The 13,354-nt window shown below is 40.6% G+C and carries 15 protein-coding genes; 4 read left to right on the top strand and 11 right to left on the bottom strand.

The window, feature by feature from the left end:
• The first annotated feature begins 37 nt into the window (after positions 1-37).
• A complete protein-coding gene (locus tag F0527_RS12190) occupies positions 38-577 on the top strand; it encodes a C39 family peptidase (RefSeq protein WP_150285079.1) in 540 nt (179 codons plus the stop codon).
• Here F0527_RS12190 and F0527_RS12185 read toward each other — a convergent pair.
• The 9 genes from F0527_RS12185 to F0527_RS12150 form a co-directional block, all read right to left on the bottom strand.
• Positions 539-1,435, bottom strand: coding sequence for a 5'-3' exonuclease (locus tag F0527_RS12185; protein WP_150285078.1), 897 nt, complete (start codon positions 1,433-1,435; stop codon positions 539-541). The genes F0527_RS12190 and F0527_RS12185 overlap by 39 nt on opposite strands.
• 152 nt (positions 1,436-1,587) lie before the next feature.
• Entirely contained in the window at positions 1,588-1,896 is a 309-nt protein-coding gene (locus tag F0527_RS12180) for a DUF3784 domain-containing protein (RefSeq protein WP_066789320.1), read from the bottom strand.
• A gap of 73 nt (positions 1,897-1,969) precedes the next feature.
• Positions 1,970-2,185: a hypothetical protein gene (locus tag F0527_RS12175; protein ID WP_150285077.1), complete on the bottom strand. Its 216-nt coding sequence runs from the start codon at positions 2,183-2,185 to the stop codon at positions 1,970-1,972.
• A gap of 60 nt (positions 2,186-2,245) precedes the next feature.
• Positions 2,246-2,416 carry a hypothetical protein gene (locus F0527_RS17105; protein WP_158512595.1) on the bottom strand — a complete coding sequence of 57 codons (171 nt, stop codon included), beginning with the start codon at positions 2,414-2,416 and terminating at the stop codon, positions 2,246-2,248.
• A 288-nt stretch (positions 2,417-2,704) separates the two neighbouring features.
• Positions 2,705-4,195: a histidine ammonia-lyase gene (hutH, locus tag F0527_RS12170; RefSeq protein ID WP_150285076.1), complete on the bottom strand. Its 1,491-nt coding sequence runs from the start codon at positions 4,193-4,195 to the stop codon at positions 2,705-2,707.
• Between the two features lie 158 nt (positions 4,196-4,353).
• Positions 4,354-5,616: an imidazolonepropionase gene (gene hutI, locus F0527_RS12165; protein ID WP_150285075.1), complete on the bottom strand. Its 1,263-nt coding sequence runs from the start codon at positions 5,614-5,616 to the stop codon at positions 4,354-4,356.
• Positions 5,609-7,285, bottom strand: coding sequence for a urocanate hydratase (gene hutU / locus F0527_RS12160; protein WP_150285074.1), 1,677 nt, complete (start codon positions 7,283-7,285; stop codon positions 5,609-5,611). The genes hutI and hutU overlap by 8 nt, the downstream gene beginning before the upstream one ends.
• A 453-nt stretch (positions 7,286-7,738) precedes the next feature.
• Entirely contained in the window at positions 7,739-8,188 is a 450-nt protein-coding gene (locus tag F0527_RS12155) for an OsmC family protein (RefSeq protein WP_150285073.1), read from the bottom strand.
• Between the two features lie 20 nt (positions 8,189-8,208).
• Entirely contained in the window at positions 8,209-8,670 is a 462-nt protein-coding gene (locus F0527_RS12150) for a hypothetical protein (protein ID WP_066789338.1), read from the bottom strand.
• A gap of 172 nt (positions 8,671-8,842) precedes the next feature.
• On the opposite strand from F0527_RS12150, the gene F0527_RS12145 reads away from it, so the two are divergent.
• Positions 8,843-9,472, top strand: a complete 630-nt coding sequence (locus F0527_RS12145) for a DUF2238 domain-containing protein (protein WP_223823597.1) — start codon at positions 8,843-8,845, stop codon at positions 9,470-9,472.
• Between the two features lie 18 nt (positions 9,473-9,490).
• Here the strand turns inward: F0527_RS12145 and F0527_RS12140 are convergent, their stop codons facing one another.
• Both F0527_RS12140 and F0527_RS12135 read right to left on the bottom strand, forming a co-directional pair.
• Positions 9,491-10,630 (bottom strand): zinc-dependent alcohol dehydrogenase, encoded by a 1,140-nt coding sequence (locus F0527_RS12140; protein WP_150285072.1) that lies wholly within the window; start codon positions 10,628-10,630, stop codon positions 9,491-9,493.
• 369 nt (positions 10,631-10,999) lie between these two features.
• Entirely contained in the window at positions 11,000-11,725 is a 726-nt protein-coding gene (locus F0527_RS12135) for a gamma-glutamyl-gamma-aminobutyrate hydrolase family protein (protein WP_150285071.1), read from the bottom strand.
• A gap of 205 nt (positions 11,726-11,930) precedes the next feature.
• Between F0527_RS12135 and F0527_RS12130 the strand changes: the two genes are divergently transcribed.
• Positions 11,931-12,194, top strand: a complete 264-nt coding sequence (locus tag F0527_RS12130) for a hypothetical protein (RefSeq protein ID WP_066789349.1) — start codon at positions 11,931-11,933, stop codon at positions 12,192-12,194.
• A gap of 306 nt (positions 12,195-12,500) precedes the next feature.
• Positions 12,501-13,352: a GRP family sugar transporter gene (locus F0527_RS12125; RefSeq protein WP_147196346.1), complete on the top strand. Its 852-nt coding sequence runs from the start codon at positions 12,501-12,503 to the stop codon at positions 13,350-13,352.
• Positions 13,353-13,354 lie beyond the last annotated feature (2 nt).

The raw sequence follows: 13,354 nt of genomic DNA, 5'->3' as shown, positions 1-13,354 counted from the left end.
TCAATCGTTCTCTAATTATTTTAATGGAGGTAAAAAAATGCGAATACAGTTGCCGCTAGTTGGCCAATCACAATATGCACCATCCATCCTTGAGAAGTACCGTAACTCCGCATGCGGACCTACTACCGTATTTGTGATTCTTCGCTACCTTTCTCAAGAAGAATATAAAAGCATCAACGAACTCTATCAATTGCTAGGATGCACGCCGATTGGCTTGTTCTCCCATCGCTTGACCCGAAACTTACGGAAGTTGCTGAGCCCATCCTATGACGTGCGCAAATGTAGTGTTGATGATGCTTTAAATGAAATAAATGAAGGACGTCCTGTAATTCTGAAATTTGATCGCTACTTTAGCCTTCATTTTTTTACGAAAGGCGAGTTTGATTATCATTATGTGCCAATGATAGGTTTCGAAAAGAAAAAGGATGATTTAATTTTAATCATCCATGATAATGGCAGCCCTTATCAGGATAGCCAAATCCGTGAAATCTCTTATCATAAGAACCGCGCTATTCTTCGTTTCTTTAAGATAATTCCCCTAAAACATGAGGGAACGAGCATGACGAGAAATGAGTGAATAGCCTTCCATTGTAAGCTGCTCTAATTTTGAATGATCCCAAATAGGCAGTTCACAATCATCAAGTGTACCATCTATCGGTACATTTTTATTAATTCTGGCTAATTGTAGCGACAGTTTCAGGATTTCTTCATGCTCTTGGATTTTAGAGCGTTGTGCTGGCTTCAAATCATCGATAGATGCTAACACACCGTCTACAGAACCGTATGTTTGAATCAGTTTCAATGCTGTCTTTGGACCAATTCCTTTCACACCTGGATACCCATCGCTCGGATCTCCCATGAATGCTTTAACATCCGCAAAAAGTGGCGGATCAATAGCATACTCTTCCATAAATCGTTCTTCATTATAAATGTTATATTCTGTATAGCCCTTTTTAGTTAATGCAATGGTAGTGGAAGGATTCAATAATTGAAGTAAATCCTTATCCCCGCTTATGACTGTGATTCTAGCTTTGTCGCTCCATTGGTCGATAATTGAACCTATCGTATCATCCGCTTCCATGCCGACAATACCGAAGTTTTGCCAACCGATCATCTCGGATACATCCTTTGCCATATCAAACTGCGGCTTAAGTTCGTCCGGAGGAGCTGGGCGATTCGCTTTATATCCATCAAACAATTCATTACGGAATGTATGGACCCCCATGTCCCAGCAAACAGCAATATGTGTTGGCCGCATAATTGACTGTGCACTTAGTACATGCCTGGCAAATCCTTGGACACCATTAGTCGGCGTGCCATCACTTTTTCTAAAAAATTGATGCATGGGTGCTGTCGCAAAGAACGAACGAAACAATAGCGCCATTCCATCAATGAGCAATAAATGTGGTTGCTTGTCCAAAATAAAAATCTCCATTCTAAATACAAGTATACTATTATTATAACAAAAATCGTTTTGAACGTTTACCTCTGATAACTTCTAAGCCTAATAGAATACATTCATCATTCTTTGAAAAATAAATAGAGTGACGAGACCGCCACTCTAAGATGCTTCAAAAACAATATCCTTTACTTCTTAAACCTATTTCCCGTATTAGCGTAAATGAGCATAAATGCTACAACACCAATGAATAAAACGATTCCTACGGTGAATAGCCAATCTGATGCATACACCTCGCTGAGAAGCCAGAACAACATACAGAATGATAATACAAACATCATTTTCCCCATAAACTTGCAAAGTGCAACCGTATCGTAGTTTTCTTTTTCTTCAGGTGACATTGTATTGAAGCCTGCAATCAAAGAGGAACCTTTGCCATTGATGAATATAATACCGATCCCTATGAATAATGCGATGACAATTATCATTACAATCATATTTATCCCTCACTTTAAAAGTAAGCTTTTATTACTTTAAAACCTTTTATTATTATTGAGAAACAAGCATAAGTTAATTTCCATCAGCTTTTTTACGTCTTCTAATACTAATTATTATGTATACGATAAGGAATAGAACAATGTAAGAAGTTAAAATAATTCCTATCCCCATCCAGATACCATCTTCAAAGAGCATTGTAAACCCATCCCAGGGCGGAATCAGTCTGAAAACTAACTTAATAATAATTAACCCTAAAGCTATACTTAAAGCATTCTTAATATTCTTCATTGCAACACCACCTTGCTGTACCGCCATAAAACTAAGAAACTTTCTGTACACATCAATTCATTAATTCACTTTATTAATACAATTTGTACAAAAAATCATACTTTCTTTTTTTAAATAAGATTTAATTTCGACCATAATTGAATGCTTCGGAGCTTTCATCTTCGCGTAAATTTCTTCCCCATCACGAACTTCTCGGTTGCAAATAGAGCAATATAGCGTACGTTTAAACATTTACAAAACCTCCTCATTCAGGATATTTCTTCATTTGTCATCGCTATGTAATTTATTATTTTTCATTCTCTATATTATTGCACTTTAACCTAAGAGCAATTGGATATAATTAGTTTCTTCTACCATACTTTTACTCTATCCTACATATGGTTGATGGATAACGTCAAGATTATCACTCAATATAGGTGATATTTCAATTCAATTGGGTATTTCAATAAACATAAATAAAGAGACGGCTTGCATAACACATATGCAAAATCGTCTCTTCTATTTATCTAACACTTTATATTATTGTACAGTAATACGTCCCAAATAACTCGCAACACTTTCAATGTCTACGCTGAAGTTACGGTCTCTATTAAAACTAGACACAACATTTCGCACGTCTTGCCATTTGCCACCCAATTTTGGTGACATCATTTCAACGCCTCTATATTCAACTGCTTGCGCTGCACAGATGGCTTCGATTGCTAGTACGCGACGGCTGTTTTGAATAATTTGGTATGCGTGTCTTGATCCAATTGTTCCCATACTTACATGATCTTCTTGGTTGCCTGATGATGGAATAGAGTCCACTGAAGCCGGATGTGCCAATGTTTTATTTTCAGAAACAAGGCTGGCTGCTGCATATTGCATAATCATCGCACCTGATTGCATACCTGGCTGAGGGCTTAAGAAAGGTGGTAAACCATCATTTAGATGCGGATTTACAAGTCTTTCGATTCTTCTTTCTGATACATTCGCTAATTCAGCAATGCCTATTTTCAAGAAATCCATCGCAAATGCAACCGGTTGTCCATGGAAGTTACCACCTGAGATAACTGTTTCTCCATCATCAAAGATAAGCGGGTTATCTGTTGCTGCATTCATTTCAATTTCTAGTTTTTCTTTAACATAGTTTAGCACCTGCCAGCTTGCACCATGGATTTGCGGGATGCAGCGTAGTGAATATGCATCTTGCACTCGCAATTCACCTTGCACGGTTGTAAGCTTGCTGTCTTTCAACCACTCTAGCATTCTTTCTGCTACTTCGATTTGCTCTTTATAGCCTCTTGCTTCATGAATTGCTGGATGGAAAGCGTCAGTAATACCGCGCAAAGCTTCGACAGTCATAGCTGCAATCCACTCTGCATCGTAAGCAAGCTTTTCTGCCTCAATATAACCGACTACCCCTTGAGCTGTCATTGCTTGCGTACCATTGATTAACGCCAAGCCTTCTTTTGCTTCTAGCTCTATTGGCAATAGAAGCTCATCGCGCCATACTTCTGCAGACGGCACATGTCTTCCGCTTTGGAATACTAGGCCTTCTCCTACTAGCACAAGCGCAAGGTGTGACAATGGCGCCAAATCGCCAGATGCCCCAAGAGAGCCTTGCTGTGGAATGACTGGGTGGATGCGATGGTTAACCATGTAAGCTAAGCGCTCTAGTACTTCTAAGCGGATACCTGAGAACCCTTTCAATAATGCGTTCAATCGAAGAACGACCATAGCACGCGATACTACTTCGCTGAATGGTTCACCAACACCACATGCATGCGAACGGATTAAGTGAAGCTGTAAAAGTCTCGTATCCTCTTCTGCTATACTCACATCGCTGAACTTACCAAACCCTGTGTTAATGCCATAAACCGTTTTATTTTGTTGTACAATTTGATCTACAGCCGTTCTACTTTTGATTACGGCTTCTCGAGCAGATTCAGCGATTTCAACGCCTTCATTTTCAAAAAGAATAGCTTTCATTTGTTCAATTGTTAATTGGCTGCCGTTTAATACTACCATTGCTCCTTGCTCCCTTCATGTCTACCTCTGATGATCTATGAATCTTGTATCAGCCAATGAGAATTTCTTTTTAACTGCAAAGTGTTGCGAGATTACAGCAGTGATTCTAGGTCTGATTCAGAATCAGAGGAGATGCTCTACATCTCCTCCTGAAATAATTATCCTACTACCTGTACGCCTTTTTTCCATACTTGTTGTACGTGGTTTACACCAAATAGGTATTGTAATTTTTGATAATTTTCTACGTCCCAAAGTACGATATCCGCTTGTTTGCCTACTTCAATCGAACCGACTTTATCTTCCATGCCAATAGCGCAGGCTGCGTTATAAGTAGCAGCACAAAGACTTTCTGCAGGCGTCATGCGCATTGAAATGCAAGCTAGGTTCATGACTAAAGGCATTGAAGTCGTTGGAGAAGAGCCTGGATTACAATCTGTTGAAATGGCCACAGGCACTCCACGGTCTACCATTACTCTGCCACGAGCGGCTTCTTCTCGTAAATAAAGAGCTGTTGCTGGTAGCAAGCATGCGATGACTCCTGCTTCAGCCATCTTTTCGATTCCTTCGTCAGATGCTTTTAATAAATGTTCAGCTGAAATTGCGCCCACTTCCGCTGCCAATTCAGCACCGCCATACGGTTTAATTTCATCTGCATGAATTTTCGGAGTAAGTCCAAGCTCCTTGCCAGCTTCTAAGATTCTTTTTGATTGTTCTGGTGTAAATACATCTACTTCACAGAACACATCGTTGAATACAGCCAACTTTTCCTCCGCTACTTTTGGTAGCATCGTTTCAATGATGAGGTTGACATACTCTTCCTCTTTGCCCTTATATTCTGCCGGGACTGCGTGTGCACCCATGAATGTAGGAACCAAGTCGATAGCATGATGCTCTTGCAAATATTTCATAACGCGCAATTGCTTCATTTCTGTTTCTAAATCCAGGCCATAGCCGCTTTTCCCTTCGACTGTTGTGACACCGTGCGCTAGGAATGAATCAAGACGTTTTGAAGTTTGCTCAATCAATTCTTCTTCACTTGCTTCTCTTGTCATTCTTGTTGTGGCATGAATACCGCCGCCAGCATTCATAATATCCATATACGTAGCGCCTTCTAAACGCATTTCAAATTCACGTTCACGGCTGCCGCCAAATGCCACATGTGTATGCGGGTCCACAAGTCCTGGTGTAATAAGGTGTCCTGTTGCATCTACAATCTCTGCTTCTTGTGCTCTAGATTCATAGATTTCTTTCAATTCTGATGTCGTACCGACTGCTTGAATAACTCCATCTTCAAGCCATACGGAGCCATCTTCTATCAAGCCCAACTCAGACATATCCCCTTTAGTCCGTGGTCCGACATGCTCCGGCAAATGCATCGTCACTAGCTGTGCTGCGTGTTGAATCCAAACTGCTTTAGACATTTAAACCCTTCCTATTCATCATTGGTATTTTGATATTTTTTTCTTTTGCTGTTTTTTCTGCTAATTCATAGCCAGCATCCACATGTCTTACAACACCCATACCCGGGTCTGTTGTTAATACACGTTGGATACGTTCTTCAGCTTCTTTTGTTCCATCTGCTACGATTACCATGCCCGCATGCAATGAATAGCCCATGCCGACACCGCCGCCATGATGGACAGATACCCAAGTCGCACCGCCAACGGCATTGATTAGTGCATTTAGAATTGGCCAGTCCGCTACCACATCAGAGCCGTCTTTCATTGCTTCTGTTTCGCGGTTCGGTGAAGCAACAGATCCAGAGTCTAAATGATCGCGGCCAATAACGATTGGCGCTGAGATTTCTCCTGATGCCACCATATCATTGATAATGCGACCAAATTTCGCACGGTCTCCGTATCCTAACCAGCAGATACGTGATGGTAGGCCTTGGAATTCGATTTTTTCGCGTGCCATACGAATCCAATTGCACAAATGCTCGTTATCGCTGAATTCACGTAATAAGACTTCATCTAATTTGTAAATATCTTCTGGATCTCCTGATAAGGCAGCCCAGCGGAATGGTCCCTTTCCTTCGCAGAATTGTGGACGGATATACGCCGGTACAAAGCCTGGGAAGTCGAATGCTCTTTCAAATCCTTCATCAAAAGCAACCTGACGAATGTTGTTACCATAGTCAAATGTGATAGAACCAATGTCCATCATGTTAACCATAGCTTCTACATGTTTTTTCATTGAATCTTTTGACTTCTTCACGTATTCATCTGGATTTTCTTTACGCAATTTACTTGCTTCTTCCTGTGTATAGCCTACAGGTGTATAGCCATTTAATGGGTCATGCGCAGAAGTCTGGTCTGTTAACACGTCCGGTTTGAAGCCGCGTGCAATCATTTCTGGCAGAATCTCAGCAGCATTTCCTAGCAAACCAATTGAAAGCGCTTTACCTTCTGCTTTTGCTTTTTCAGCCATTTCAATAGCTTCATCTAATGTTTTGACTTTCACATCTGTGTAACGTGTTTCGATACGACGGTCAATTCTTGTTTCGTCGACATCAATTGCGATACATACCCCGCCATTCATTGTGACTGCTAGTGGTTGTGCTCCACCCATTCCGCCAAGGCCTGCTGTTACTGTAATCGTATGTGCAAGCGATCCATTGAAGTGTTGTTTTGCAAGCTCTGCGAATGTTTCGTATGTGCCTTGTACAATTCCTTGTGAGCCGATGTAAATCCAGCTTCCCGCTGTCATTTGGCCATACATCATCAAGCCTTTTTTATCTAGCTCATGGAATGTTTCCCAGTTCGCATAGGCTGGCACGATGTTTGAATTGGCAATTAAAACGCGCGGTGCATTTTCGTGTGATTTGAAAATGGCTACTGGCTTGCCTGATTGTACAAGTAGTGTTTCATCGTTTTCTAATTCTTTCAGTGATTTGACGATAGCGTCGAATGCTTCCCAGTTACGAGCGGCTTTCCCAATGCCCCCGTAGACAACTAGCTCGTCTGGATGCTCTGCTACTTCATGATCTAGGTTGTTCATGAGCATGCGAAGTGCTGCTTCTTGTAGCCACCCTTTTGTATGTAGTTCTTTCCCTCTGTAACGAATTACTTTTTCATCTGATATTCCCATAACAGTACCCCCTTTGTATTGTTAACCCTATCATTACACAAATTTTCTGCTTTTTCTATGGAAATAGGCAAAATTTGTCGCATGCTAGCAGACTGCTTTTTTAATGTGTTAAAGGGGTGAAATGAAGAATTGGAAGGGTTTGTTGGCTATGTGATGTTGATTTCCGCTACAGGCGGTCGCTTTCCGCGAGCATGGCGTAAGCCTCTAAGTTGAAGGCAACTAAAAAATGGTTAGAGAAGAAGTGGTAACAACTTCGCTTTCCACGGGCGAGCGTTGAGCCTCCTCGCTGCGCTGCGGGGTCTCACCTATCTCGCCATCCCGCAGGAGTCTACGTTGTTTCCACTTCAATTCATTTCCAAATGATAAATGCTATTTCGCGGCTTTCAATCACAAAAATAGCATGGCTCATCACGAAAAATGGCCATGCTATGTTTTCGTTTTATTTAATTGCTGTTATTGTTCTACCTCTATCGTAACTTCCAATGCCAATTCTACGTTTCCTTGGATGGCTTTGCTGATCATGCAGGTTTTTTCTGCTTTTTCTGCTAGTTTTACGATATGGCGCTCTTCTTTTGCTGTGTAGGAGCTTGGGATGATGATTCTGGGTTTGTGGGTGATTTTTTTATAGGTGAATACGCCATTTGTGACGTCCACCACACCATCTGATTCCATGGTGAGCGAGATGGTTTTGAGGTTTGCTCGTTCAATCATGGCTGCTAGTGAGATGATATAACATGTAGCAGCAGCACCCAGCAGCATTTCGTCTGGATTGGTGCCAATGCCAGGTCCGTCCATCTCAGGTGGGATTGAGATTTGGGTTTTCAGTTGTCCCGCTTCAATCTCGCCTACCTCGTTTCGTCCTCCTGGCCAGTTTGCCTTTAATTTAAATAGATGTTCTGCCATTAGATGTTCCCCTCTCTAATCTAATCCGTAATTGAAAAGTACTTTTCTGTTGTTGGGTTAAAGGCAAAGCGTTTCAATTTGCCGTCTTTCTTCAATGCAATAATGTATACTTCTTCGCCTGCGTAATTCAACATGGTTTGTCCCAGCTCTCGGTCTTTCACTACACGTCCACCTTCTGTACGCAGAATGATTTGCTCAGCATCCTCCACTTTGAAGTGCGGGAGATGATTTTTATAGACAAACGGAGCGATCACTAATAATACATAAGCAATCCCAATCAATATATACTTTTTACGGAAGTTGCTCACTTCTACTAATAAAAAATAACTCACCGCAAAGAATATACCGCCTGCCACCACATAGGCAATCATATTATCTAAACCGTTGATAAACAGATAGTCTCTGCCAATAAAATAAAAACTTAAAATCTCTATAATTGCTATCACTAAAATACCTTGTAATAATCGTTTTCTTTTTTCCACATTTCCACCTCTTACAACTAGTTAACTTTATTATGCCATAAGGAGTACCTTGGGGCTATTCAGACAGAAGTTTAGCTATTTCTATAAGACGCTGTGACCTCCCCATTGTTCCAACTAAATGACTTACCCTATGTGAATATGGGCATACTGAAAGAAAAGAGGAGGGATCACCTTGCAAGAAAACAAAAGGAATTATTATCACCTTTTTTTAGCTATTATTGTTCTTGGCTTTATGGTTTGGTCCTTAATTAATCCAAAATCCTATGGCGGCTGGGCTGCGGATGCTGGTCCTTTTGCGATTATTGTCATTGTTGCTCTTTTTACATATAAAAAATTTACCTTTACTTCTCTTTCCTATACCTTTCTGGCTATTCTTGCCATCCTAGAATTCATCGGCGGACATTACACCTTTCAGGACGAGCCGTTCTTTCATTGGTTAAAAGAGAAGTATGATTTAAAGCGCAACTACTATGATCGCTTAGGCCACTTGATGATGGGATTATCAGCCATCATCTTTCGTGAAGTCTTAATACGTATTGCTCATATTCGAAAAGGGTTTTGGCTCACTTTTTACTGCTTTAGCATTCTGATGATGATTTCTGCACTATATGAAACCGTGGAAATGCTTACCTATAAGATGGTTCTAGGAAAATCATTCGCCAAAGGCTTCCTTGGCTTACAGGGTGACAAGTGGGATTCGGAATGGGATATGACCATGGCGCTTATCGGCACTATTTTAGCACTCCTTATTTTCACCAAATGGCATAATAAATTTCTCCAAAAGAAAAAGGGATCAATGTGAGATCCCTTTTTGTTTTTCTTATGGTTGTAAGATAACTTTAATACATTCATCTTCATGGTCATTGAAAATCTTGTATGCTTTATCTGCTTCATCCAATGCAATCTTATGCGTGATGATTTCAGTCGGGTCGAACTCACCTTTCGTGATCATATCAAACAGCATTGGCATCATATGAATGACAGGTGCTTGGCCCATTTTCATAATGATGTTACGTTCAAATAGATTGCCGAGTGGGAATTGATTGTACTTCGCGCCGTACACGCCAGTTACTTGCAGTGTACCAAATTTACGGATGGCTTCCTTCGCAATCTTCAATGCGCTCGTCGTACCACCTTGGATTTTCAGCTTTTGCCCAACTGCTTCAAGAGCGTTTTTCTTTCCATCCATGCCGACACAGTCGATGACTACATCCGCTCCGCCTTTCGTAATTTCACGAATATATAATCCAGCTTCGTCTTGTTCATCAAAATTGACAATTTCTACATTGTTCATTTTTTTCGCGTGCTGCAGGCGGTACGGTACATGATCGACTGCGATTACTCGCTTAGCACCTTTCATCCATGCAAACTTTTGCGTCATTAAGCCAACAGGTCCGCAGCCTAATACGACGACAGTGTCACCTTTTTTTACACCACCTGATTCAACACTCCACCAAGCTGTTGGAATGACATCAGATAAAAATAGCAATGCTTCATCAGGAAGTTCGCATGATTCAGGAATGACGAACGGCATGAAGTTCCCGTATGGTACATGTAAATATTCCGCTTGTCCGCCTGGATAGTTACCATACCGCTCTGTATAGCCGAAGTAAGCACCCGCGTCTACTTCTGGATTTTCGTTGGCATGGTCGCATTGGCTCTCCATTTCATTTTTACAATAGTAGCACTCACCGCATGATACGTTGAAGGGCAAGATTATCCGGTCGCCTTTTTTCACGCGTGTCACGTCAGGCCCCACTTCTTCCACGATTCCCATTGGCTCATGTCCAATCACCATATCTTTTTGAGCTGGCATTGACCCTTTGTAGATATGTAGGTCAGAGCCGCAAATTGCCGTGGAAGTAATGCGAACAATAATATCATCTTTTTTGTGGATAGTCGGATCCTGAACTTCTTTTACTTTCACATCTTCTATTCCTTGAAACGTTACAGCCTTCAAAAAATCATCTCCTCACAATTTGTATAAAGTGAAACTACACTCTATAGAGTGTTAGTTGAACCAATCGGGCTTACGGGAAGTTTATCTCTTCGATTCACTGTCCGTTAATGTAGCATAAAGAATACATTATCCCTATTATTCCTTCTATAGCCTCTTTGTATGCAGAGATAAACATTTGATTTTTATATAAGCGATGCAACTTTCAATAAAAAAGCCTTCCGCTAAAGCGGAAAGGCTTATGACTTTTCACTATTCTTTTCTTATAAAAGTTTGATCAATTCGTTATTTTGTTTCTAATACTACTTTAAAAGAAGACGAGGACGGTGAGTGCTATCCCTACAATCCAGTCCATGATCTTCTCCTTCTGACTTAAGATTTAGTAGACGTATTTGCTTCACGAACGAATTCCTCAAATAACACCATCATGGTTTTATCTTTCCGCACCATAGATTCAGGATGCCACTGAATCCCCATCACAAATGGATTACCCTCAAGTTCTACCGCTTCAATCATGCCATCACGGGCAGTCGCTGTAGTAATCAATCCATCGGCTAGCTGATTGATCGCCTGATGGTGCAGGCTGTTGACCATTACAGTTTCCCTGTTTAACAGCTGATGCAGCTTACTGTCTTCATTGATCTGAACCACATGGCTCGTTTTATCACGTTGGATTGTTTGAGAATGCTGCATGGCACTTTTTCTTTGAGAAGGAATGTCTTGAATGACAGTCCCGCCTAACGCTACATTCAGCAGCTGAATTCCGCGACAAATGGCAAATACAGGCTTCTTCTTTTCTAACACCTTTTTGATCAAATAAAGCTCCGACTCATCGCGTTCTGTATAAAAGAAGCCCAGTTTAGGATGAGGATCTTCATTATAAAATCGTGGATCCACGTCTTCCCCGCCGCTAAAAATAAAGCCGTCGCACATATCCACATAACGATCCAGTACATCAGAAGGCGCAACAGGCAAAACGATCGGCACGCCTCCCGCTTCCACTATGGCCTTTTGATAATCGTGATGTACATAAGTACCTTCCATATACATCCCCTGTTTTATGTATGAGCTAGTGATACCGATAATTGGTTTTGTCATGGTGAACCTCCTCGAAAGCTGATGGAATTTGTTTCAGTGTATTGCTGAAAACATTAGTACTATATATTCTCTAAGAAAATGGAGAATTCCTTTTTTATCATGCGCAGCTCTTATAATTTTTTGCAGATTAGTTGAACTTAGCTGGAAAATGGAGAGGTATCTTTAAAAACTGCAACGAATAATCTTTACTAGAAGGAGGGATTATATGGCGTTCTTCAAAGAAGAAGTTTATGCTACATATTCTCTAGAAGATTTAGCGAAGGTAAGAGGTGCCTTAGCAACAGGAGGCATCAAATATACGTATAAGATAAAAGACTTGTCCTCTGGCTGGTTTGGCCTTGGATCGAGTCGAGGAAGCTTTGGAAATTTCGGGATTAACTCGAAATATCAAACGCAGTATGCCATCTTGGTCAATAAAAAAAATGTGGAAGAAGCCAAATATGTCATTCACAAAGCATTATATACGTAGAGTTTACCCCACTAAAAATATGAATGAATTTACAGCACTCGAATTGATTTCCTGTTTAAGCCTAAGACTAAGGTTTTAGGATATGGCTTTATGGGCAATCAATAGGAGTGCTTCTTTTTTTATAGAATCAGAAACATTTACTTCTCATATTTGTATTGTTTCTTTGTATGCATCAAATAATACGAAAGTAGAATCTGATTCCTGTAAATATGTCCCGCACGTTAAAAGAATTTAAACACCAGATACATAACGGTGTCTATTCTAGGAAAAGATAATAATTCGTTTGGGAAAGGAGGTTACTATCAAATGGATATCTTTTTAGCCATACTTCCCGCTATTTTCTGGGGAAGCATCGTTTTGTTCAATGTTAAGTTAGGTGGAGGCCCATACACGCAAACACTAGGGACTACACTAGGCGCACTGATTTTTTCAGCTGTGATTTATCTAGTAGTCCGGCCCGAATTGACGCCTCTTATTTTTATTGTAGGAGTTGTTTCCGGTCTCTTTTGGGCACTGGGACAAAGTAATCAGCTAAAATCGATTGACTATATCGGCGTTTCCAAAACAATGCCTATTTCGACTGGTATGCAGTTAGTATCCACAGCTTTGTTTGGCGTCATCGTTTTTCATGAATGGTCAACGGCAAAAACGATTATCTTAGGTGTTCTAGCCCTTATCTTCATTGTGATTGGTATCGTGTTAACGTCACTAGAATCAGGAAAAAATGAAGAACAATCAGGACAATTTAAAAAAGGTGTTTTGACACTGATTGTTTCAACCATCGGATATCTGGTTTATGTAGTAGTTGCTCGCTTATTTGATGTCAGCGGTTGGTCGGCCTTATTCCCACAAGCCATCGGTATGGTTATTGGTGGATTAATCCTGACGTACAAGCATAAACCCTTTAATAAATATGCCATTCGCAATATTATCCCCGGTCTAATCTGGGCGGCAGGAAATATGTTCTTATTCATTTCACAACCTAAAGTTGGTGTTGCCACAAGTTTCTCATTGTCCCAAATGGGAATAGTTATATCAACGCTTGGTGGTATTTTCTTACTAGGAGAAAAAAAGACAAGAACCCAGCTGATTGCTATTTATATCGGGATTGTACTCATTGTTTTAGGTGGAGTCTTCCTAGGATTAGCGAAAAGTTAAGG

The organism is Rummeliibacillus sp. TYF-LIM-RU47 (assembly GCF_008638315.1).
In the GTDB taxonomy this organism is placed as follows: Bacteria; Bacillota; Bacilli; order Bacillales_A; family Planococcaceae; genus Rummeliibacillus; species Rummeliibacillus stabekisii.
Note: the sequence above shows the minus strand (reverse complement) of the source record. Positions and strands in the feature narration are given on the sequence as shown.

What these genes read in the sequence shown, in the direction of transcription:
- F0527_RS12190 (WP_150285079.1), top strand. Translation starts at nt 38, where the DNA reads ATGCGAATACAGTTGCCGCTAGTTGGCCAATCACAATATGCACCATCC.
- F0527_RS12185 (WP_150285078.1), bottom strand. Translation starts at nt 1,435, where the DNA reads ATGGAGATTTTTATTTTGGACAAGCAACCACATTTATTGCTCATTGAT.
- F0527_RS12180 (WP_066789320.1), bottom strand. Translation starts at nt 1,896, where the DNA reads ATGATTGTAATGATAATTGTCATCGCATTATTCATAGGGATCGGTATT.
- F0527_RS12175 (WP_150285077.1), bottom strand. Translation starts at nt 2,185, where the DNA reads ATGAAGAATATTAAGAATGCTTTAAGTATAGCTTTAGGGTTAATTATT.
- F0527_RS17105 (WP_158512595.1), bottom strand. Translation starts at nt 2,416, where the DNA reads ATGTTTAAACGTACGCTATATTGCTCTATTTGCAACCGAGAAGTTCGT.
- hutH (WP_150285076.1), bottom strand. Translation starts at nt 4,195, where the DNA reads ATGGTAGTATTAAACGGCAGCCAATTAACAATTGAACAAATGAAAGCT.
- hutI (WP_150285075.1), bottom strand. Translation starts at nt 5,616, where the DNA reads ATGTCTAAAGCAGTTTGGATTCAACACGCAGCACAGCTAGTGACGATG.
- hutU (WP_150285074.1), bottom strand. Translation starts at nt 7,285, where the DNA reads ATGGGAATATCAGATGAAAAAGTAATTCGTTACAGAGGGAAAGAACTA.
- F0527_RS12155 (WP_150285073.1), bottom strand. Translation starts at nt 8,188, where the DNA reads ATGGCAGAACATCTATTTAAATTAAAGGCAAACTGGCCAGGAGGACGA.
- F0527_RS12135 (WP_150285071.1), bottom strand. Translation starts at nt 11,725, where the DNA reads ATGACAAAACCAATTATCGGTATCACTAGCTCATACATAAAACAGGGG.
- F0527_RS12130 (WP_066789349.1), top strand. Translation starts at nt 11,931, where the DNA reads ATGGCGTTCTTCAAAGAAGAAGTTTATGCTACATATTCTCTAGAAGAT.
- F0527_RS12125 (WP_147196346.1), top strand. Translation starts at nt 12,501, where the DNA reads ATGGATATCTTTTTAGCCATACTTCCCGCTATTTTCTGGGGAAGCATC.